Origin of the sequence: Massilia sp. R2A-15, assembly GCF_030704305.1 — a bacterium.
GTDB lineage: Bacteria > Pseudomonadota > Gammaproteobacteria > Burkholderiales > Burkholderiaceae_D > JAFCUW01.
Genome location: NZ_CP131935.1, coordinates 1,968,035 through 1,987,113 on the forward strand (window position 1 = coordinate 1,968,035; position 19,079 = coordinate 1,987,113).

Genomic DNA, 19,079 nt, shown 5'->3' on the forward strand with positions numbered 1-19,079 from the left:
TGCTTTAAGCTGCGGTCAGATAACGAGGAAAGAGAAGCCATGAATCATAATCCGGCATTGGACACACAAGCACTTGGCCTCGTGCCGATGGTGGTCGAGCAGAGTGGGCGCGGCGAGCGCGCCTACGACATTTACTCGCGCCTGCTGAAGGAACGCGTGATTTTCCTGGTGGGCCCGGTCAATGACCAGATGGCAAACCTGATCGTGGCGCAGCTGCTGTTCCTGGAGAGCGAAAATCCCGACAAGGACATTTCGCTCTACATCAACTCGCCTGGCGGCTCGGTCTCGGCCGGCCTGGCGATCTTCGATACCATGAACTTCATCAAGCCCGACGTCTCGACGCTGTGCACCGGCATGGCCGCCTCGATGGGCGCCTTCCTGCTGGCCGCTGGCGCCAAGGGCAAGCGTTTCTCGTTGCCGAACTCGCGCATCATGATTCACCAGCCTTCGGGCGGCTCGCAAGGGCAGGCCTCGGACATCGAAATCCAGGCCAAGGAAATCCTGTACCTGCGCGAGCGCCTGAACAAGATCCTGGCCGACCGTACCGGCAAGACGATGGAACAGATCCACAAAGATACCGACCGCGATCGTTTCATGTCGGGCGAAGAAGCCGCCGACTATGGACTGATCGACAAGGTATTGACCAGCCGAGCATGATGCACGCCGGGGTCAGGCTTCTGGTCGGGCCCCGGGTGGTGTTGCTGAAAACGCCCGAGCGCTTCAACGTTCGGGCGTTTCGTTTTTATTTCGGGTAGCATGGCACTTATCGGCACCTTGTTGCGCACCCGTATTAGCGTTATATTCACAGCAATCTTTTAGAAATCTGCCCCATGTCAGACAAAAAATCCTCCAGCGGCGAAAAACTCCTGTACTGCTCGTTCTGCGGCAAGAGCCAGCACGAGGTGAAGAAGCTCATCGCCGGCCCGTCCGTGTTCATCTGCGACGAGTGCATCGATCTGTGCAACGACATCATCCGCGACGAGACCACCAGCGTCGAGGCGGTGACGGGCGCCAAGTCCGACTTGCCGACCCCGCACGAGATCGCCGAGTTGCTCGACCAGTACGTGATCGGCCAGCAGACTGCCAAGCGCATACTGTCGGTGGCGGTCTACAACCATTACAAGCGCCTCAAGCACCTGGGCAAGAAGGATGACGTCGAGCTGGCCAAGTCGAACATCCTGCTGGTGGGACCGACCGGCTCGGGCAAGACCCTGCTGGCCCAGACCCTGGCGCGCATGCTCAACGTCCCGTTCGTGATCGCCGATGCGACCACGCTGACGGAAGCCGGCTATGTCGGCGAGGACGTCGAGAACATCATCCAGAAGCTGCTGCAAAGCTGCAACTACGAAGTCGAGAAGGCCCAGCGCGGCATCGTCTACATCGACGAGATCGACAAGATTTCGCGCAAGTCGGACAATCCGTCGATTACCCGCGACGTCTCGGGCGAAGGCGTGCAGCAGGCGCTTCTGAAACTGATCGAAGGCACGATGGCATCGGTGCCGCCGCAGGGCGGGCGCAAGCACCCGAACCAGGACTTCGTCCAGATCGACACGACCAACATCATGTTCATCTGCGGCGGCGCTTTCGACGGCCTGGTCAAGATCATCCAGAACCGCTCGGAAAAGAGCGGCATCGGCTTCTCGGCCAGCGTCAAGAGCCAGACCCAGCGCGCCAACAGCGAAATTTTGCTGGAAGCCGAGCCGGAAGACCTGATCAAGTTCGGCCTGATTCCGGAACTGGTCGGCCGCCTGCCGGTCGTCGCCACGCTCAACGAGCTGACCGAAGACGCGCTGATCCAGATCCTGGTCGAGCCGAAAAACGCGCTGATCAAGCAATATTCCAAGTTGCTGGAAATGGAAGGCGCCGAGCTGGAAATTCGTCCGGCCGCGATGCACGCAATTGCCCGCAAGGCATTGGCGCGCAAGACCGGCGCGCGCGGTTTGCGTTCGATCCTGGAACATGCTTTGCTCGATGTGATGTACGAATTGCCAAATCAGCAAAACGTCGTCAAGGTCGTAATTGATGAAAATACGATCACGAATGGCGCCAAACCGTTACTGATTTACAGCGAACCGGCCAAAGCATCGGGGGAAAACTGAAATTTCCCCGCACACATGCGACAAATCCGGTGTGCGGGTTAATTCTTGGCGGTACAATTTATCTCAAAAAAAGAATCAGGCTTCAATCGAAAAGCCACTCGCGGCACTTGCCGTGCGGTGGCTTTTTTATTTGGCGTTTAATAAACCTTTCGGACCGTGCCGGTAATTCACGTAATACATCGACGATGCAATAGAATTACTTGTCGAAAATATTTTTGCAGACCGGCCTTGTTTTCAGGCAGCGAGTGCCAACATCGTATTCACGCTTTCTATAAGGTATGCCATGACAACTTCGAAATTAACCGAGCAAACGACGCTGCCCTTATTGCCGTTGCGCGACGTGGTCGTGTTTCCGCATATGGTAATACCACTGTTTGTTGGTCGCCCTAAATCGATCAAGGCCCTCGAAGCCGCGATGGAGCAGGGCAAGAGCATCATGCTGGCCGCCCAGAAGGCCGCCGCGAAGGACGAGCCGTCGGCGTCCGACATCTACGAAATCGGCTGCGTGGCGAACATCCTGCAGATGCTTAAGCTGCCCGACGGCACCGTCAAGGTGCTGGTCGAAGGCGCCCAGCGCGCCCGCATCAACCACATCAGCGATGCGCCGACCCATTTCATCGCCGACCTGACCCCGATCAATTCGGAAATCGGCGACGATTCCGAAGTCGAGGCGATGCGCCGCGCGATCGTCCAGCAGTTCGACCAGTACGTCAAACTGAACAAGAAGATCCCGCCCGAGATCCTGGCCTCGCTGTCGGGCATCGACGACGCCGGCCGCCTGGCCGACACCGTGGCGGCGCACCTGCCGCTCAAGCTCGAGCAGAAGCAGGTCATCCTGGAAATCTTCAACGTCGCCAAGCGCCTCGAGCACCTGCTCGGCCAGCTGGAAGGCGAACTCGACATCCTGCAGGTCGAAAAGCGCATCCGCGGCCGCGTCAAGCGCCAGATGGAAAAGTCGCAGCGCGAGTACTACCTGAACGAACAGGTCAAAGCCATCCAGAAGGAACTGGGCGAGGGCGAAGACGGCGCCGACATCGACGAGCTCGAAAAGAAAGTCATCGCCGCCAAGATGCCGAAAGAGGCGCTCGACAAGGCCACCAACGAGCTGAAAAAGCTCAAGCTGATGTCGCCGATGTCCGCCGAAGCGACCGTGGTGCGCAACTACATCGACACCCTGGTCGGCCTGCCGTGGAAGAAGAAGTCCAAGGTCAACAACGACCTGTCGAACGCCGAGAAGGTGCTCGAGGGCGACCACTATGGCCTCGACAAGGTCAAGGAACGCATCCTGGAATACCTCGCGGTCCAGCAGCGCGTGGACAAGCTGAAGGCCCCGATCCTGTGCTTCGTCGGCCCTCCGGGCGTCGGCAAGACCTCGCTCGGCCAGTCGATCGCGCGTGCGACGAACCGCAAGTTCGTGCGCATGGCGCTGGGCGGCGTGCGCGACGAAGCCGAGATCCGCGGCCACCGCCGCACCTACATCGGCTCGATGCCGGGCAAGGTGCTGCAGTCGCTGTCGAAGGTCGGCGTGCGCAACCCGCTGTTCCTGCTCGACGAGATCGACAAGATGGGCGCGGACTTCCGCGGCGACCCGTCGTCGGCGCTGCTCGAGGTGCTCGATCCGGAGCAGAACCACACGTTCTCGGACCACTACATTGAAGTGGACTTCGACCTGTCGGACGTGATGTTCGTGGCGACCTCGAACTCGTACAACATCCCGCCGGCGCTGCTCGACCGCATGGAAGTGATCCGCCTGTCCGGTTACACGGAAGACGAGAAGACCAGCATCGCCCAGCGCTACCTGCTGCCAAAGCAGGTCAAGGCGAACGGCCTGAAGGAAGACGAGATCAGCGTGGCCGAGTCGGCGATCCGCGACATCATCCGCTACTACACCCGCGAAGCCGGCGTGCGTTCGCTCGAGCGCGAAATCTCGAAGATCTGCCGCAAGGTCGTCAAGATGCTCCTGCTGAAGAAGTCCGATAAAAAGGTCATCGTCAGCAACAAGAACCTCGACAAGTTCCTCGGCGTGCGGCGCTACGATTTCGGCGTCGCCGAAAAGGAAAACCAGGTCGGCCAGGTGGTCGGCCTTGCGTGGACCGAAGTGGGCGGCGACCTGCTCACCATCGAAGCGGTGCAGATTCCGGGCAAGGGCGCCGTCGTGCGCACCGGTACCTTGGGCGACGTGATGAAGGAGTCGATCGAAGCGGCCCGCACGGTGGTGCGTTCGCGCGCCAACCGCCTCGGCATCAAGAACGAAGTGTTCGAGAAGAGCGACATCCACATCCACGTGCCGGAAGGCGCGACGCCGAAGGATGGTCCATCGGCCGGTATCGCGATGACGACCGCGCTGGTGTCGGTGTTCACCGGCATCCCGGTGCGCGCCGATGTGGCGATGACGGGCGAGATCACGCTGCGCGGCGAAGTGCTGCCGATCGGCGGCCTGAAAGAGAAGCTGCTGGCGGCTCAGCGCGGCGGCATCAAGACGGTCCTGATCCCCGAGCAGAACGTCAAGGACCTGGCCGAGATCCCTGACACGGTGAAGAACAAGCTCGAGATCGTGCCGGTGCGCTGGATCGACAAGGTGCTGGAGATCGCGCTGGAACGCCTCCCTGAGGCGATCGTCGAAGCGGCGCCGGTGGCTGCCGTGCCGGCGGCGGCGCAGGCCGATGGCCAGAGCGAGGTCGTCAAGCACTAAGCGGTTCTTCAAGCAGTCAAGCAGGCGCCTTCGTGGTGCCTGTTTTTTTGTGGTGTCGTCAAAAATGGGGTCAGGTCCGCAGGACCAGACCCCGGCGCCGTGACGCGGCGCTGGCAGCATCGGGGTCTGGTCCTGCGGACCTGACCCCATCTGCGATTCGGCAATCGGCGATCACGCTTGACACACACGGTGGCGGCTTGTTTAATACGCCCTGCGGATTTTTTCCGCCGCGCGCTACCGCGTGAACTTAACAAGGGATGGGGAATCGAGTGAACAAGACAGAACTAATCGAAGAAATCGCGAAGTCGGCGGACATCACCAAGGCCTCCGCCACGCGCGCACTCGACGCCATGATGGAAGCGGTCACCACCAGCCTGAAGAACAACGACAGCGTCACGCTGGTCGGCTTCGGCACCTTCACCGTGGGCGAGCGCGCAGCGCGTACCGGCCGCAATCCGCGCACCAATGAAGCCATCAAAATCGCTGCCGCTAAAGTTCCTAAATTTAAAGCTGGCAAAGCGCTGAAAGATGCAGTAAACTAATTGCCTTTGGCGAGGTGACAATCGCCAGAAGCAGCCAGGAGTGACATCCGGGTTGGCAGTAAATTGTGTTTAACGGAGCGGTAGTTCAGTTGGTTAGAATACCGGCCTGTCACGTCGGGGGTCGCGGGTTCGAGTCCCGTCCGCTCCGCCAAAAAACACACCGAATTAGGAGTGGTAGTTCAGTTGGTTAGAATACCGGCCTGTCACGTCGGGGGTCGCGGGTTCGAGTCCCGTCCGCTCCGCCAGCATTAAGAAAGAAAGGCGAACGTGAGTTCGTCTTTTTTTTTGTCTGAAATTTAATCGCATTCTCTCGACAAGAATTGGTTGACCATGTTTGAATTTATTCGTACCCACAAGCGCCTGATGCAGATTTTGCTGATGTTGCTGATCCTGCCGTCGTTCGTGCTCGTTGGTGTCAGCAGCTACCAAGACAAGGGCGGCGACGCGAACGCCGTCGCCAACGTGAACGGCCTGAAAATCACGCAGCAGGAGTGGGAATCGGCGCAGCGCAGCCAGATCGACCGCTATCGCCAGATGATGGGCGCGCAATTCGACCAGAAGCTGTTTGAAACGCCGGAAGCCAAGAAGGCCATCCTCGACAACCTGATCGCCGAACGCGCGCTGTCGGGCGAAGTGGCGCGCAACCACCTGACCATCACCGACGCGATCCTGGCCCGTTTCTACCAGGAGCAGTTCAGCGGCGACGTCGAACGCTACAAGGCGGTCGCCGCCGCGCAGGGCCTGACCACGGTCGGCCTCGACGCCCGCGTGCGCCGCGACCTGGCGATGCAGCAGCTGACCGGCGCCGTCGAAGCGACCGCGTTCGCGCCGCGCACGGTCGCCACGCGCCTGTCCGACATCAACGACGAAGAGCGCGAAGTGCAGGAACTGGTGCTCCCGGCCAGCGAGTACGCCTCGCAAGTCAAGGTGACCGACGAGATGGTCAAGGCCTACTACGACAAGAACGGCGCGATGTTCCAGATTCCCGAGCAGGTGAAGGCGGAGTACGTGCTCTTCACGCCTGAGACGCTGGAAGGCCAGGTCGCCGTCAGCGACGCCGAGATCGCCGATTTCTACGCCAAGAACCAGCAGCGTTTCGCCACCAAGGAAGAGCGCAAGGCCAGCCACATCCTGATCACAGTGAAGAAGGACGCGACGGCCGCCGAAAAGGCAGCCGCACAGGCCAAGGCCAACGCGCTGCTCGCGCAAGTGAAAAAGAATCCAGCCGATTTCGCCAAGCTGGCCAAGGAAAACTCGCAGGATCCGGGTTCGGCCGAACTGGGCGGCGACCTGGGCGTGGTGGAGAAGGGCGCATTCGTCAAGTCCGTCGAAGACGCGATCTTCCAGCTCAAGCAGGGCGAGATCAGCGGCGTGGTGCCGTCGGAATACGGTTTCCACATCATCACCGTCACCTCGCTCAAGCCGGCGATGCAGAAGTCGCTGGAGCAGGCAAAGGACGAGATCGCCGCCGAACTGAAGAAGCAGAAGATGTCGAAGAAGTACTCGGAACTGGCGGAGCAGTTCAACAATACGCTGTACGAGCAGTCGGAGAGCCTGAAGCCTGCCGCCGACAAGCTCAAGCTGAAGATCGAGACGGTCGACAACCTGACCCGTACGCCATCGCCGGCGCTGGCCGCGGCGCCGTACAACAACGCCAAGTTCCTCGCCGCGATCTTCAGCGACGACGCAGTCAAGAACAAGCGCAACACGGAAGCGGTGCAGGCCGGTCCGAACACCCTGATCGCCGGCCGCGTGGTCGAATTCAGGCCGGCGAGCAAGCGTCCGCTGGCCGAAGTCGAGGCGGTGATCCGCCAGCGCGTAACGGTCGAAGAAGCGGCCAAGCTGGCGCACAAGGCGGGCGAGGCCAAGCTGGCCGCAGCCAAGGCGTCGGGCGATGCTGCCGGTTTCGGCGAGGCGAAGGTCGTCAGCCGCATCAAGCAGCCGGCGATCAATCCGGCGGCCGCGCTGGCCGTGCTGAAAGCCGATGTGTCGAAGCTGCCGGCCTACGTGGGCGTGGACCTGCCGGGCCAGGGCTACGGCGTGTACCGCATCGGCAAAGTGGCGCAGGCAGCGGCGCCGGACGCGGCCCGCCGCAAGTCCGAGCTCGAGCAGATCGCGAGTGCGCTGGGCCAGCAGGACATGTACAACTACACCGAAGTGATCAAGCAGAAAGCCAAGGTCAAGGTGCTGCACCAGCCGGCCGCTACCGCCGCCAAGTAAGTCAGTCCTTCCTCCAAAAGACCCGTACGTGAAAGCGTACGGGTCTTTTGTTTTTGGGGTCTGGTCCTGCGGACCTGACCCCGTTTTTGTCGCGCGGCCTGAACCTAGTCGCCCCGACGGCAGATTCGCCGGCGCGTTCAACCCCAGGGTCGCGTCGCATGGACCTTTTCGCAAGCCCTTCCGTTCGCGCGCGCACAGAGTTTGTCCATGACAGCGGCTACGATCAACCTTCGCTAAACTATTCTTACCAACGAGTGAAGGAATTCCCATGTCCGCCTACGACCATTCCGCCCATGTCGCCGAACTTCGCGACAAGATCAAGCCGGTGCGTTTCGCCATGTTCACCACCGTGGATGCGCACGGCCACCTGACCAGCCAGCCGATGACCAACCAGGAAGTCGACGCCGACGGCGGGCTGTGGTTCTATACGTCGACCGCGACCGACCTGTGGGAGAACATCGCCGCCAATCCGAAGGTCAACCTCAGCTTCGCGGAGCCGGCCGACAGCCTGTACGTGTCGATCAGCGGCACTGCCGAACGAGTGGTGGACCGCGAGCGCATCCGCTCGCTGTGGAATCCGATGGTTGCCGCCTGGTTCCCGAACGGCGTCGATGATCCGCACGTGGTGCTGGTGCGGGTGGCGGCACGCACCGTCCACTTCTGGGACTCGAACGAGAACAAGGTCACGCAGATGTTCGAGATGGCCAAGGCGGCGATTACCGGCACACGCCCGGAGATCGAGCCCGGTGAACACGGCAAGATCAAACTGTAGGCGTGCGCCAATCCAGCCGCGCCGAGTGCGCGGTCGGATCGCCAATTGGCGCGCCGTTTGTCGGGCAGGCGATTGAAGAGGGAGGCGGCAGCTGCGGCGCGGTCTTTGAGGCTGGGTCCGCAGATTGGTTAAGATCCTAAAGAAGAGAACGAAAGCCCGGCATCGTCCGAACATCATTTGACATAATATAAATTATCCGAAAATCGGTGTGACCTTACAGTCCGTTCATTTTTCGCATTGGATCGCGCGAACCGCTGCATACAGGACTAGCGAACAGCCTTTCTACGCACGGTGGATGCCGAAACGTTCAAGACGGCGGCGGCGCGAACGAGCGCCTTCAACGCCGCTTCGTCAATTGTCTCGCCCTCGTGAATATCGATGGCACGTCGGGTGTTTCCTTCTAGGCTGGAATTGAATAGACGAGCCGGATCGTCCAGAGTCGCGCCTTTGGCGAAGGTCAGCTTTACCGCAGTCTTGTAAGTTTCGCCGGTGCAGATGATGCCCGAGTGTTCCCACACCGGGACGCCGCGCCATTTGACTGTTTCGACGACCTCGGGAACGGCTTGCTTGATGATGCTGCGTACCCGCGCCAGCGTCTCGCCGCGCCAACCGCCCAACTCCTCGATCTTCGCGTCGATGAACTGCGACGCCGAATCGTTGTCATTAGTCAGCGCGCTTTTCGACTTGTCCATGGTTGCTTGTCCCTTTGTTATTGGTTATGCGGCGTCTGCTTCAATGCTGAGCGAACGGCAGTGTGCACCAATTCTAAAGGAATCGAGGTCCAGAACGAAAATCTATAGGGAGAGCGAAAGCGAACGATCGGCCAGTACAACGGACTTGTACTGGCCGATCGTGGGGATGTCGACGGCACGGCCGTCTGAATTCAATGCAACGAGGTTACTGCGTAGCCTTTTTCGGCGATCTGCTCGGACACGCGATTGATCTCGTAGTCTTCCAGGTGCTCGGCGTCGTCTTCGACCTCGACCGCCCTCGCCTCGACCTGCCAGTCGGTGTTGGTGGCTTCTTCGGGAATATTGCGGGTTTCCGGGACGGCCAGATAAGAGAACTTGCCGTCGTTCTCGGCCCTGCGGTAAATGTCCAAGCGCATGATGATTTTTCCTATCAGTGAAGACGGACCGATGCATTCGGGGTGAAAATCGGGTCCGAGTCTTACCTTAGGCCGGCGCCGGCGCGCCGTCTGTTAGTTGCAGCACACTGGCGATCCTAGCGCCCGGGACTGCCGCGCAGTATCCGCGCCGGCAACATGACGACCGCGCGCAGCAGTTCGAACACCGCCTCGACGCCGATGCCGATGAGGCGAAACGGCAGCAGGATCACCCATGCCAGCGGATACAGCACCAGCGCGAGCAAGGCCAGCGGCCAGCACAGGAACAGCAGCACCAACCACACCAGGAAACTCATCATTGCGTTCTCCATCAGGAAGACGATTTACGTGAGGCTACTGTAAGGCGCGCGCTGCCGGCGGGCAAACACCGTGCGACGAAACGCACGCCAGCGCGAACGAGAGGCGAAATTTGAGGATAAGCGGTGGCTTATTGGCCCAGGCAGATGATCTTGGTGGCGTACTCTTTGGAATTGGGCTTCTTGCTCAGCGCCCAGTCGATCGCCTGCTTGGCCTCGGCCACCGTCATCACCGTCGCCTTTTCCTTGTTCTTGATGAAGGAAACGCCCTCGAACTTGCCGTCCTTGCCGCGCATGACTTTGGCGAAGACGGGCGGCTTGGTTTCGCCGTCGCTGATTTTGTTTTGTTGTACGAGATAACGCTGGTCGATGTTTTCCATGGGAGATGCTCAAAAATGTGGATCCGAAGACCCACATTTTACGGCCTGGCGCTGGCCGGCGTCGGGAAAACCGCTGCGCCTGCCGCAGCCAGACCGTGAAATGCCTGAAAATCAGGCGAATTCGGCCGCGCGCTGGGCCGGCTCCGCCACGCCCTGGGTCACAACTTCCGCGCGCATGGTCGCTTCGAGCGATGGCAACGAGCCGCCTGCGCGATAGTGGAAGCTGACGTTCAGCACGTCGCCCGCACGCACCGCAAGCGGCGTGGCCAGCGGCAGCGACATGTAGTGGTTCAGCCAGTCGATCGTGCCCGATTCTTCCGGCACCACGGCGAGGATGTTCTTGGTGATGAAGCGCAGCGCGTTCAGCGTGCCCGCTTTCTCGACCACGAACTGGCCTTCCCACGCGATCTGCGTGTCGGTCGGCTGGCTAAAGTCCATCACGCTGTACACCGCCGGCGCCGCCAATTCGACCGTGCCCGGATAGACAACGGTGGTTTCCTGGAATTGCACGATCGGTGCGTAGAAGCCTTCGAAATCGTATTCCAGCTGCAGCGGCTGCACCGCCATGATGACCGCTTCGGGCATGAACACCGGCAGCGGGCCGCCGAAACGGGCCAGGTAGCGCCGCTTGAACGATTCCATCACCTCGACCTGCTTCTCGCGCAGCATGCCCACGTGGATCATCTCGCAGATGACCACGTCCACCGGCTCCGGCGGCAGGTATTCGAACGCATCGGCATGGATCACCTCGACCTTGTGGCCATTCGGATTCATCGCCATGAACTTGCGCGCTTCCTTGACCATGTCCGGATTGAACTCGACGCAATAGACCTTGTCGGCCTTGGCCGCCGCGAACCACGACAGCACGCCGGTGCCGCCGCCCAGCTCGAGCACCTTGGCGCCAGGCTTGACCGCGTAATTGATCGCCGACTTGAAACCGTGCATCCGGTTCTGGTCCATCAGCATGTTGTGATGGTAATGGACGGGGATGAATTGCCCCAGGTAGCAGCTCTCGATTTCGCGTTCGTTCAACATGGTTTTCCTTTTAATGCGTGTTATCGGTACGGCGTAGCCATTATCGACAATCGGGCGGGAATACCATGCGGCAAGGTCAATTGCTTTTCCATGCCATTTCGGGGTTTGGCCTATTTTTTCGCGGCCAGGTGCGCGTCGATGTCCGCGGCGATGCGCGGCTTGTCGGCGCGCAGGGCGATTTGCGCGGCGGTGAGCGATTCGCTGTTCTGGCGGGTGGCGTCGGCGCCCTCTTCCAGCAGCACTCGCACGGTCGATTCCTGGCCTTCGCGTGCGGCAATCATCAGCGGCGTGAACTTGGCCGGCGCCTCGGCGTCGATCTGTGCGCCATGCAGCAGCAGGATCCTGGCGATGTCGTCGTCCCCGCTCGCGGACGCGTAATGCAGCGCCGTCCAGCCCGGCCGGTTGACCTTGGCGCCCTTCCACAGCATGGCGATCACGGCCGTCTTGTTGTGCTTGAACGCGGCCATCATCAGCGCGGTATTGGTGTTGGGCGCGTTGATTTCGAGGTCGATCGACGGCTCGGTCAGCAATGTGTCGACCACGCGGTTCGACCCTTCGCGCAGCGCCAGGATCAGCGCCGATTCGCCGCTGCGCGGGTCGATCGCGTTCGGCCCCAGCGTTTTCGCGGCGATCATGCGCCTGACCGTGGTGGCGTCGTCCATCTGCACCGCGCGGAAGAATCCGGTAACTTCGTCGGTGGTGGCGGCCAGCGCGGCGGTCGATCCGATGCAGCCCAGCATCATGATACAGACGCAACGAATCATGCGACGGATCAGTATCGACATCAGCTTGTCACCGTACCACGTTGAAAAGGTTGAAGAAATTGTCCGTGGTCTGTTTGGCCACCTGTTCCAGCGGCACGTCCTTGAGCGTGGCGATGTACTCGGCGACATGGCGCACGAACCCCGGCTCGTTCATGCGGCCGCGGAACGGCACCGGCGCCAGGTAGGGCGAATCGGTTTCGATCAGCATGCGTTCGAGCGGCACCGCGCGCGCGACCGCTTGCAGGTCTTTTGCGCTCTTGAAGGTGACAATGCCCGAAAACGAAATGTAGAAGCCCATCGCCAGCGCCGCCTGCGCCACCTCCAGCGACTCGGTGAAGCAATGCATCACGCCGCCAACGCCGCCCTTGTCGGTGCCTGCGCCCTCTTCCTGCATGATGCGAATCGTGTCTTCGCTCGCCGCCCGCGTGTGGATAATCAGGGGCTTGCGGGTGATCCGCGACGCCTTGATGTGCGTGCGAAAGCGCTCGCGCTGCCACTCGAGGTCGCCCTCGAGGCGGTAGTAGTCGAGCCCGGTCTCGCCGATCGCGATGATTTTCGGGTGATCCGCCAGTTTGACCAGCATATCCACCGTCGGTTCCGGCGTGTCCTCGTAATCGGGATGTACGCCGACCGAGGCGTAGATGTGGTAGTACTGCTCGGCCAGGGCGAGCACTTGCGGGAAATCCGGCAGGTCGACCGAGACGCACAAGGCGTGGGTAACCTTGTTCTCGTCCATCTTGGCGAGCAGTTCTGGCATGCGAGCGGCCAGCTCGGGGAAATTGATATGGCAATGGGAATCGATAAACATCCCGCGATTGTAGCCGGATGCCGGCAGGCGCGCTTGCCAGAATCAGAGGGTATGGGTGGCGCGCGCCGAGCGCAGTGCGGCGCCCAGGATTTCCTCGATGCGCAGCTTGGCGCGCTGGCCGGTTTCGTCGTCCGGAAAATGCACGCCGATGCCCTGCGCCTTGTTGTTATTGGCGGCGGGCGGCGTGATCCAGGCGACCTTGCCGGCAATCGGATACTTGTTGGGGTCGTCCATCAGCGCCAGGATCAGGTAGATCTCGTCGCCGATCTTGTACGGCTTGGCGGTGGGCACGAACATGCCGCCGTTCTTGAGGAAAGGCATGTAGGCCGCGTACAAGGCCGCTTTTTCCTTGATGGCAAGCGACAGCACCGATGGCCGAGGAATGCTCGGCGCGCTCGGGTCGGTTGGGTTGCCTGTCATTCCAGTCCTTTCATGGGGCGCAGCATCCAGTGTAGTCAAGCAGCATCGCTTCGACAAACAGTTTTGGCGACAGCGGATGGTCGGCCGTCGCCCGGCGCTCGTTCGTATTCTTGATTGCCAGCAACAGTTTAGCAGTGTGCACGGACTCGGCCAAAGCTGCAAGTTCCTTCTTGTAGCGCGGGTAATAGCGGATGCTGCCGGAAAGTTTGTACGAGAAAACGTCGTACAGCCACCTTTGCTGCCAAGAAACCAGCGCGGCGAGCGGGGCCTTGCTCAATTTTTCGGCGGTTCGCAGGGCGCTTTCCACATTCGGCCGCGCCAGCATCTGCAGCAGGATGTCCATTTCCTCGCGGTTGCCCGCTTCCGACTGGGCCAGCGCGGCCAGCGGCGCGCCGCCCTGCTCGCGCAGCCAGCTGTCGGCGTCGGACAGGCCCTGCTCCTTCAGCCAGCCCAGCGCGGCGGCGTGGTCGGGCATCGGCAGCGCAAACTTGCGGCAACGCGACAGGATGGTCGGCAGCAAGCGGTCCAGGCTGTTCGACGACAGCAGGAACACGGTGCCAGGCGGCGGTTCCTCCAGGGTTTTCAGCAAGGCGTTCGAGGCCGGCGTGTTGAGCGCCTCGGCAGGATACAGCACCACCACACGCAGGCCCTGGCGGTGGGTCGAAATGTTCATGAAATCAGCCAGTTGGCGGATTTGCTCGATCTTGATTTCCTTCGATGGCGCCTTGGCCGACTTGGCTTTCTTGCCGCTGTCGGCGTCGGCCCCCTCTTCGCCTTCAGCCGGCGGCTCGTCTTCCAGCGCCTCCGGGCGCACGCGGCGGTAATCGGGATGGTTGTGCTGCGAGAACCAGCCGCAGGACGCGCAGGCGCCGCAGGCAAAACCATCGGCCTGGACGTTTTCGCACAGCAGCGACTGGGCAAAGGCTTCGATGAAATCGGCCTTGCCGGTGCCGGCCTCACCGTAGAACAGGATCGCGTGCGGCAGGCGTTCGCGCAGCACTTGCAGCTGCTGCCAGGCCTCGGACTGCCAGGGGTAGATCGGGTTATTCATGTAATGGAATCAGGTACTTGCAAGCGATTGCGGAGGTGCTGCCTCAGCATGGATTCCTGCCTTCGCAGGAATGGCGGTTTTGAGGCTGCGTTGCAAAGTTAAAGTAACTTCTCAAGGATGCTGGTCAGGGTCGCGCGGGTTTCCTCGATCGACTTGGTCGAATCGACCACCACGATCCGCTCCGGAAACTGCGCGGCGCGGCGCAGGTATTCGTTGCGGCAGGCGGCGAAGAAGTCGGCCTGCTCCTGCTCGAACTTGTCCAGCGTGCGGGTCGCGTCCAGGCGCGCGCGCGCCACGTCGAGCGGCACGTCGAACAGGAAGGTCAGCACCGGTTGCAGGTGCGGATGCACCCACTGCTCCAGCGCCTCCATCTTGGCGCGGTCCAGGCCGCGGCCGCCGCCCTGGTAGGCGAAGCTGGCGTCGGTGAAACGGTCGGAGATCACCCATTCGCCCCGCGCCAGCGCCGGCTCGATCACCTGCGCCATGTGCTCGCGGCGGCTGGCGAACATCAGCAAGGCTTCGGTTTCCAGGTGCATCTTCTCGTGCAGCAGCATATCGCGCAGTTTTTCGCCGACGGAGGTGCCGCCCGGTTCGCGCGAGGACACCACGGACTTGCCGTGCGCCTTCAGGAAGTCGGCCACGAAGGCGATGTGGGTCGATTTGCCGGCGCCGTCGATGCCTTCAAAGCTGATGAACTTGCCTGGTGCTGCGCTGCTGTCTTGGGTCATGAAACGCTTATCGTTGAAATTGATTGACTGCTTTGTTATGGTCGGTCAGGTTGCCCGAGAACTTGCTGGTGCCGTCGCCGCGCGAGACGAAATACAGCGCATCGGTCTTGGCCGGCCCCAGCGCTGCATCGAGCGACTGCACGCCCGGCAAGGCGATCGGCGTCGGCGGCAATCCTGCGCGCGTGTAGGTATTGTACGGCGTGTCGGTTTCCAGGTCCTTCTTGCGGATCTTGCCGTCGTACTTCTCGCCCATGCCGTAGATGACGGTCGGATCGGTCTGCAGCAGCATGCCCATCTTCAGCCGGTTGACGAACACGCCGGCGATCATCGTGCGCTCAGACTTCTGGCCGGTTTCCTTTTCCACGATCGACGCCATCACCAGCGCCTGGTACGGCGAGGCGTACGGCAGGCTCGGGTCGCGTTTTTCCCAGGCCGAGTTCAGCTTGGCCAGCATCGCCGCATGCGCCTGCTTGTAGATGTGCATGTCGGGCGAACCCTTGGCGAACAGGTAGGTGTCCGGGAAGAACAGGCCTTCCGGCGCCTTGAAGTCGGCGTCGATCTTCGCCATCAGTTCCTGGTCGGACAGGTCGGCGGTCTCGTGCTTGAGGCCCTTGTTGGCGGCGATCGCCGCGCGCATCTGCCTGAAGGTCCAGCCTTCGATGATGGTCAGCGATTCCTGCGCGAACTCGCCGCGCACCAGCTGGTCGACCAGGCGCCGCGGCGTCGTGTTCGGTTTCAGCTCGTAGGAACCGGCCTTGATGCGCGAGGCCTTCTGCGTCACCCGCGCCAGCATCGAAAACAGGAAAGGATTGACGGGCACGCCGGCCGCGGCGATCTGCTGCGACGCCACGCCCACGCCGCTGCCTGGCAGGACCGTGAACGGGATGACCGCTTCTCCGGTGGTGATCGGCTGCTTCGACCACCAGGTGAAAGCGCCGACAGCCGCGACTGCAACAATGATGCCGGTGATGAAAGTTTTCTTTATGAAGCCCATGCTTGTTTTTTTGGTTTTGCGGGGAGTCCGGCGGGAATTTCTCGACATCTTTATAATGAACCCGTAATGATAATGCTTTAAACAGAAAGTATTTGGGAATTTATGGATAACTGGAATGCCTATCTCGCGTCCCAAGGCGCGCGTCACAGCCCGGATGATACCCTGCAAGCGGCCGATTTTGGCCGCGCGTTAAGCGCAGCGGACCTGGCGGGCGGATTTGTCGCCGTCATCAGCGACCTCGGCCTGATCTCGGTCTCCGGTGACGATGCGGCAAGTTTCCTGCATAACCAGCTCACCAACGATGTCGAGCACCTGGGTTCGAGCGAAGCGCGGCTGGCCGGCTACTGCTCGCCCAAGGGCCGCCTGCAAGCGACCTTCCTCATGTGGCGCAACGCCGAATCGGTGTTCCTGCAGTTGCCGCGCGAACTCCAGGCGCCGCTGCAAAAGCGCCTGTCGATGTTCGTGCTGCGCGCCAAGGCCAAACTGGCCGACGCCGGCGCCGGCCTGGTGACGCTCGGCCTGGGCGGCGCCGCGGCCGAAGCGGCATTGCGCCAGCACATCGGCGAGCTGCCTGCCGCGCCGTACGGCAAGGTGGACCATGCCATCGGCACCGTGATCCGCGTCGCCGACGCGTTCGAGGCGCCGCGCTACGAATGGCTCATGACGCCCGAGACCGCCAGCACCGTGATGCCGGCGCTGCGCGCCACGCTCGCGCTGGGCGGCAACCAGGCCTGGCAACTGTCGGCGATTCACGCCGGCATACCGCAGATCACGGCCAGGACGCAGGAGCAGTTCGTCCCGCAAATGGTCAATTTCGAGCTGCTGGGCGGCGTCAACTTCAAGAAGGGCTGCTACCCGGGACAGGAAATTGTCGCGCGCAGCCAGTATCTTGGCAAGCTCAAGCGCCGGACCGTGCTGGCGACCATCGACAGCACCGGCGCGCAAGCCGGCGACGAGGTGTTCGCCGCGGCCGACCCCGGCCAGCCTTGCGGCATGCTGGTCAATGCCGCGCCAAACGGCGCCGGCGGAGTCGACGTGCTGGTCGAGATGAAGCTCGCGGCGCTTGGCGAAGGCGACATCCGTCTCGGTTCGGCCGATGGCGAGCCGCTGATCCTGAAGTCCATGCCCTACCTGCTCGACGCGCTTGAGGTCTGATCCGGCATGAATGACCTGTATATCTATTACCAGGTGCGCGACAGCGACGCCGCCGCCCTGGCGCCGCGCGTGCGCGCGATGCAGCAGCGCCTGGGCGCCGGCCAGGTCAAGCGCCGGCCGCAGGCGAAGGACGGCTTGCAGACCTGGATGGAAATCTACTGCGCCACCGGCGCCGGCTTCGAGCAGGCGCTGGCCGACGCGGTGCGCGATGCCAGGCTGGCCGAGCTGATCGCCGGCCCGCGCCATACCGAAATTTTCACGGATTTAGAAAAATGTGCCTGATCGTTTTTGCATGGCAGGTTGTTCCGGGCGCACCGCTGGTCGCCGCTGCCAACCGCGACGAATTCTATGACCGGCCAGCAGTTCCGGCCGGCCGGTGGCCCGAGCATCCGCATGTGTACGCCGGGCGCGACTTGCGGGGCGGCGGCAGCTGGATGGGCATCACGGACGAATCGGCCGGCGGCAAGTTCGCCGCGCTGACGAACATCCGCAGTCCGCTGGATCGACGCACCGATGCGCCCACACGCGGCGCGCTGGTGGCCGATTATCTGCTCGGGACGATGTCCGCGCCGGAGTACATCGCCAGCATTGCGCCCACGGCTGGCGACTACAACGGCTTCAACCTGGTGCTGGGCGACCGCGAATCGCTGTACTGGTTTTCCAACCGGGCCGACGGCGATGAACGCAACGGCAAGGCGCTGGCGCCGGGCATCTACGGCATCTCCAACGGCTTGTTGGATTCGCCGTGGCCGAAGGTAGTGCGCACCAAGGCGCAGTTCGCCAGCCTGTTGTGCCAGGGCGCGCCGGAGGATGCGTATTTCGAGATGCTGGCCGATACCACCCGGGCGCCGGACATGCGGCTGCCCGATACCGGCATCGAGATCGGGCTGGAGCGCGTGCTGTCGGCGGTGTGCATCGAGACGCCTGGGTACGGGACCCGGACGTCGACCGTCGTGAAGGTGTACGCGGACGCGCCGGCGGAGCTGCACGAGCGCTTGCTGCAGTAATCAAGATGGGGTCAGGTCCGCGGGACCAGACCCCGATACTGTCGGCGCCGCGTCACGCAGCCGGGGTCTGGTCCTGCGGACCTGACCCCATTTTCGCTTTTAGCGCATCGCGCACGTGCGGCGTCGCCGCATACGGATCGCTGGGATTGCGGATGTTGACGATGTCCTCCATCCGCGTCGCCACGCCTCCCAGCGCACCCGGATGCGAGAAAATGTAGAACTGCCCCGCCGCGATCGCGTCGAACGTCATCTTCGCCACGTCGGCTGCGGACACCTTCCCCGACTCTACCGCTTTTTGCGTCATCGCCTGCGCCGCCTTCTGGCTGGCCGTCGGCGCGGCCTCCATCCTGACGTCGTCGGGCCGGTTGCGGTGCGACTGGCTGATCCCGGTCGGCACAAAATATGGGCACAGCACCGACACGCCGATCGGCGCATCCACCAGCTGCAGGTCGTGATACAGCGTCTCCGTCAGGGACACCACCGCATGCTTGGATACGTTGTAGACGCCCATCGCCGGCGCATTCAGCAGCCCGGCCATCGACGACGTGTTCACAATATGCCCTTCGTACGCTGGGTCGAGCTGCGCCTGCTTGAGCATCAGCGGCGTGAACATCCGTATGCCATGAATCACGCCCCAAAGGTTCACGCCGAGCACCCACTCCCAGTCGGCTCTCGAATTTTCCCAGATCAGGCCACCGGAGCCTACGCCGGCATTGTTGAACAGCAGGTGCACTGCGTGGAAGCGCGTGACCGCGGCGGCGGCCAGCGCGCGCACTTCATCTTCATTGCGCACGTCGCACACCAGCGTGCACACCTCGGCGCCAGTTTTCTCAAGCTCGAACCCCGCCTGCTCCAGCGCATCCTGCTGGACATCGGCCAGCACCAGCTTCATCCCCAATGCCGCTGCGCGGTTGGCGAATTCGCGGCCAAGGCCGCTGGCGGCGCCGGTGATGACCGCCACCTTGCCTTTGAAGTCTTTCATGCGCGTCT

At 62.0% G+C, this 19,079-nt stretch carries 21 protein-coding genes and 2 tRNA genes; 11 read left to right on the forward strand and 12 right to left on the reverse strand.

The genetic code is table 11. From position 1 onward, the window contains the following. Positions 1 to 39 precede the first annotated feature (39 nt). The 8 genes from clpP to Q4S45_RS09075 all read left to right on the forward strand — a co-directional run bounded on the left by clpP (position 40) and on the right by Q4S45_RS09075 (position 8,325). A complete protein-coding gene (clpP, locus tag Q4S45_RS09040) occupies positions 40 to 657 on the forward strand; it encodes an ATP-dependent Clp endopeptidase proteolytic subunit ClpP (protein ID WP_305511116.1) in 618 nt (205 codons plus the stop codon). Positions 658 to 830: 173 nt separating this feature from the next. After that, complete coding sequence (gene clpX, locus Q4S45_RS09045) at positions 831 to 2,099, forward strand: ATP-dependent Clp protease ATP-binding subunit ClpX (protein ID WP_305511118.1); 1,269 nt, start codon at positions 831 to 833, stop codon at positions 2,097 to 2,099. A gap of 283 nt (positions 2,100 to 2,382) precedes the next feature. Next, positions 2,383 to 4,791, forward strand: coding sequence for an endopeptidase La (gene lon / locus Q4S45_RS09050; protein WP_305511119.1), 2,409 nt, complete (start codon positions 2,383 to 2,385; stop codon positions 4,789 to 4,791). Positions 4,792 to 5,060: 269 nt separating this feature from the next. Then, positions 5,061 to 5,333: an HU family DNA-binding protein gene (locus Q4S45_RS09055; protein WP_305511121.1), complete on the forward strand. Its 273-nt coding sequence runs from the start codon at positions 5,061 to 5,063 to the stop codon at positions 5,331 to 5,333. Positions 5,334 to 5,407: 74 nt separating this feature from the next. Next, positions 5,408 to 5,484 (forward strand) — tRNA-Asp (locus Q4S45_RS09060). A 17-nt stretch (positions 5,485 to 5,501) separates the two neighbouring features. Next, positions 5,502 to 5,578, forward strand: a tRNA-Asp gene (locus Q4S45_RS09065). Positions 5,579 to 5,663: 85 nt separating this feature from the next. Beyond that, a complete protein-coding gene (locus Q4S45_RS09070) occupies positions 5,664 to 7,553 on the forward strand; it encodes a SurA N-terminal domain-containing protein (RefSeq protein WP_305511123.1) in 1,890 nt (629 codons plus the stop codon). A 268-nt stretch (positions 7,554 to 7,821) separates the two neighbouring features. Then, positions 7,822 to 8,325, forward strand: a complete 504-nt coding sequence (locus Q4S45_RS09075; RefSeq protein ID WP_305511125.1) for a pyridoxamine 5'-phosphate oxidase family protein — start codon at positions 7,822 to 7,824, stop codon at positions 8,323 to 8,325. Positions 8,326 to 8,591: 266 nt separating this feature from the next. Here the strand turns inward: Q4S45_RS09075 and Q4S45_RS09080 are convergent, their stop codons facing one another. The 11 genes from Q4S45_RS09080 to mltG all read right to left on the reverse strand — a co-directional run bounded on the left by Q4S45_RS09080 (position 8,592) and on the right by mltG (position 15,927). Continuing rightward, positions 8,592 to 9,017 (reverse strand): DUF1801 domain-containing protein, encoded by a 426-nt coding sequence (locus Q4S45_RS09080; protein ID WP_305511126.1) that lies wholly within the window; start codon positions 9,015 to 9,017, stop codon positions 8,592 to 8,594. A gap of 191 nt (positions 9,018 to 9,208) precedes the next feature. Continuing rightward, complete coding sequence (locus Q4S45_RS09085) at positions 9,209 to 9,433, reverse strand: DUF6139 family protein (RefSeq protein WP_305511127.1); 225 nt, start codon at positions 9,431 to 9,433, stop codon at positions 9,209 to 9,211. Between the two features lie 116 nt (positions 9,434 to 9,549). After that, a complete protein-coding gene (locus tag Q4S45_RS09090; protein ID WP_305511129.1) occupies positions 9,550 to 9,750 on the reverse strand; it encodes a hypothetical protein in 201 nt (66 codons plus the stop codon). Positions 9,751 to 9,878: 128 nt separating this feature from the next. Then, positions 9,879 to 10,127, reverse strand: coding sequence for a hypothetical protein (locus Q4S45_RS09095; protein ID WP_305511131.1), 249 nt, complete (start codon positions 10,125 to 10,127; stop codon positions 9,879 to 9,881). Between the two features lie 111 nt (positions 10,128 to 10,238). After that, the gene (locus Q4S45_RS09100) at positions 10,239 to 11,162 is read right to left on the reverse strand and encodes a methyltransferase domain-containing protein (protein ID WP_305511132.1); all 924 of its coding nucleotides are present in this window, start codon (positions 11,160 to 11,162) and stop codon (positions 10,239 to 10,241) included. 110 nt (positions 11,163 to 11,272) lie between these two features. After that, positions 11,273 to 11,947 carry an ankyrin repeat domain-containing protein gene (locus Q4S45_RS09105; RefSeq protein ID WP_305511133.1) on the reverse strand — a complete coding sequence of 225 codons (675 nt, stop codon included), beginning with the start codon at positions 11,945 to 11,947 and terminating at the stop codon, positions 11,273 to 11,275. Positions 11,948 to 11,954: 7 nt separating this feature from the next. Next, the gene (locus tag Q4S45_RS09110) at positions 11,955 to 12,734 is read right to left on the reverse strand and encodes a TatD family hydrolase (protein WP_305511135.1); all 780 of its coding nucleotides are present in this window, start codon (positions 12,732 to 12,734) and stop codon (positions 11,955 to 11,957) included. A 42-nt stretch (positions 12,735 to 12,776) separates the two neighbouring features. Further along, a complete protein-coding gene (locus Q4S45_RS09115) occupies positions 12,777 to 13,154 on the reverse strand; it encodes a PilZ domain-containing protein (protein WP_305511136.1) in 378 nt (125 codons plus the stop codon). Between the two features lie 10 nt (positions 13,155 to 13,164). After that, the gene (locus tag Q4S45_RS09120; protein WP_305511138.1) at positions 13,165 to 14,205 is read right to left on the reverse strand and encodes a DNA polymerase III subunit delta'; all 1,041 of its coding nucleotides are present in this window, start codon (positions 14,203 to 14,205) and stop codon (positions 13,165 to 13,167) included. 98 nt (positions 14,206 to 14,303) lie between these two features. Further along, positions 14,304 to 14,933 (reverse strand): dTMP kinase, encoded by a 630-nt coding sequence (tmk, locus tag Q4S45_RS09125; protein ID WP_305511139.1) that lies wholly within the window; start codon positions 14,931 to 14,933, stop codon positions 14,304 to 14,306. A 7-nt stretch (positions 14,934 to 14,940) separates the two neighbouring features. Continuing rightward, complete coding sequence (mltG, locus tag Q4S45_RS09130; protein ID WP_305511141.1) at positions 14,941 to 15,927, reverse strand: endolytic transglycosylase MltG; 987 nt, start codon at positions 15,925 to 15,927, stop codon at positions 14,941 to 14,943. A 102-nt stretch (positions 15,928 to 16,029) separates the two neighbouring features. Here mltG and Q4S45_RS09135 point away from each other — a divergent pair, with 102 nt between their 5' ends. Genes Q4S45_RS09135 through Q4S45_RS09145 form a run of 3 tightly spaced genes read left to right on the forward strand, consistent with a single transcriptional unit; the run spans position 16,030 to position 18,089 of the window. After that, a complete protein-coding gene (locus Q4S45_RS09135; protein WP_305511143.1) occupies positions 16,030 to 17,082 on the forward strand; it encodes a folate-binding protein YgfZ in 1,053 nt (350 codons plus the stop codon). 6 nt (positions 17,083 to 17,088) lie between these two features. After that, on the forward strand, positions 17,089 to 17,364 hold the full coding sequence (locus Q4S45_RS09140; protein ID WP_305511144.1) for a DUF4936 family protein: 276 nt from the start codon (positions 17,089 to 17,091) through the stop codon (positions 17,362 to 17,364). After that, the gene (locus tag Q4S45_RS09145) at positions 17,355 to 18,089 is read left to right on the forward strand and encodes an NRDE family protein (RefSeq protein WP_305511146.1); all 735 of its coding nucleotides are present in this window, start codon (positions 17,355 to 17,357) and stop codon (positions 18,087 to 18,089) included. Before Q4S45_RS09140 ends, Q4S45_RS09145 begins: the two co-directional genes overlap by 10 nt. Before the next feature lie 52 nt (positions 18,090 to 18,141). Here the strand turns inward: Q4S45_RS09145 and Q4S45_RS09150 are convergent, their stop codons facing one another. Further along, positions 18,142 to 19,071 (reverse strand): SDR family oxidoreductase, encoded by a 930-nt coding sequence (locus tag Q4S45_RS09150; RefSeq protein WP_305511148.1) that lies wholly within the window; start codon positions 19,069 to 19,071, stop codon positions 18,142 to 18,144. Positions 19,072 to 19,079: the final 8 nt, after the last annotated feature.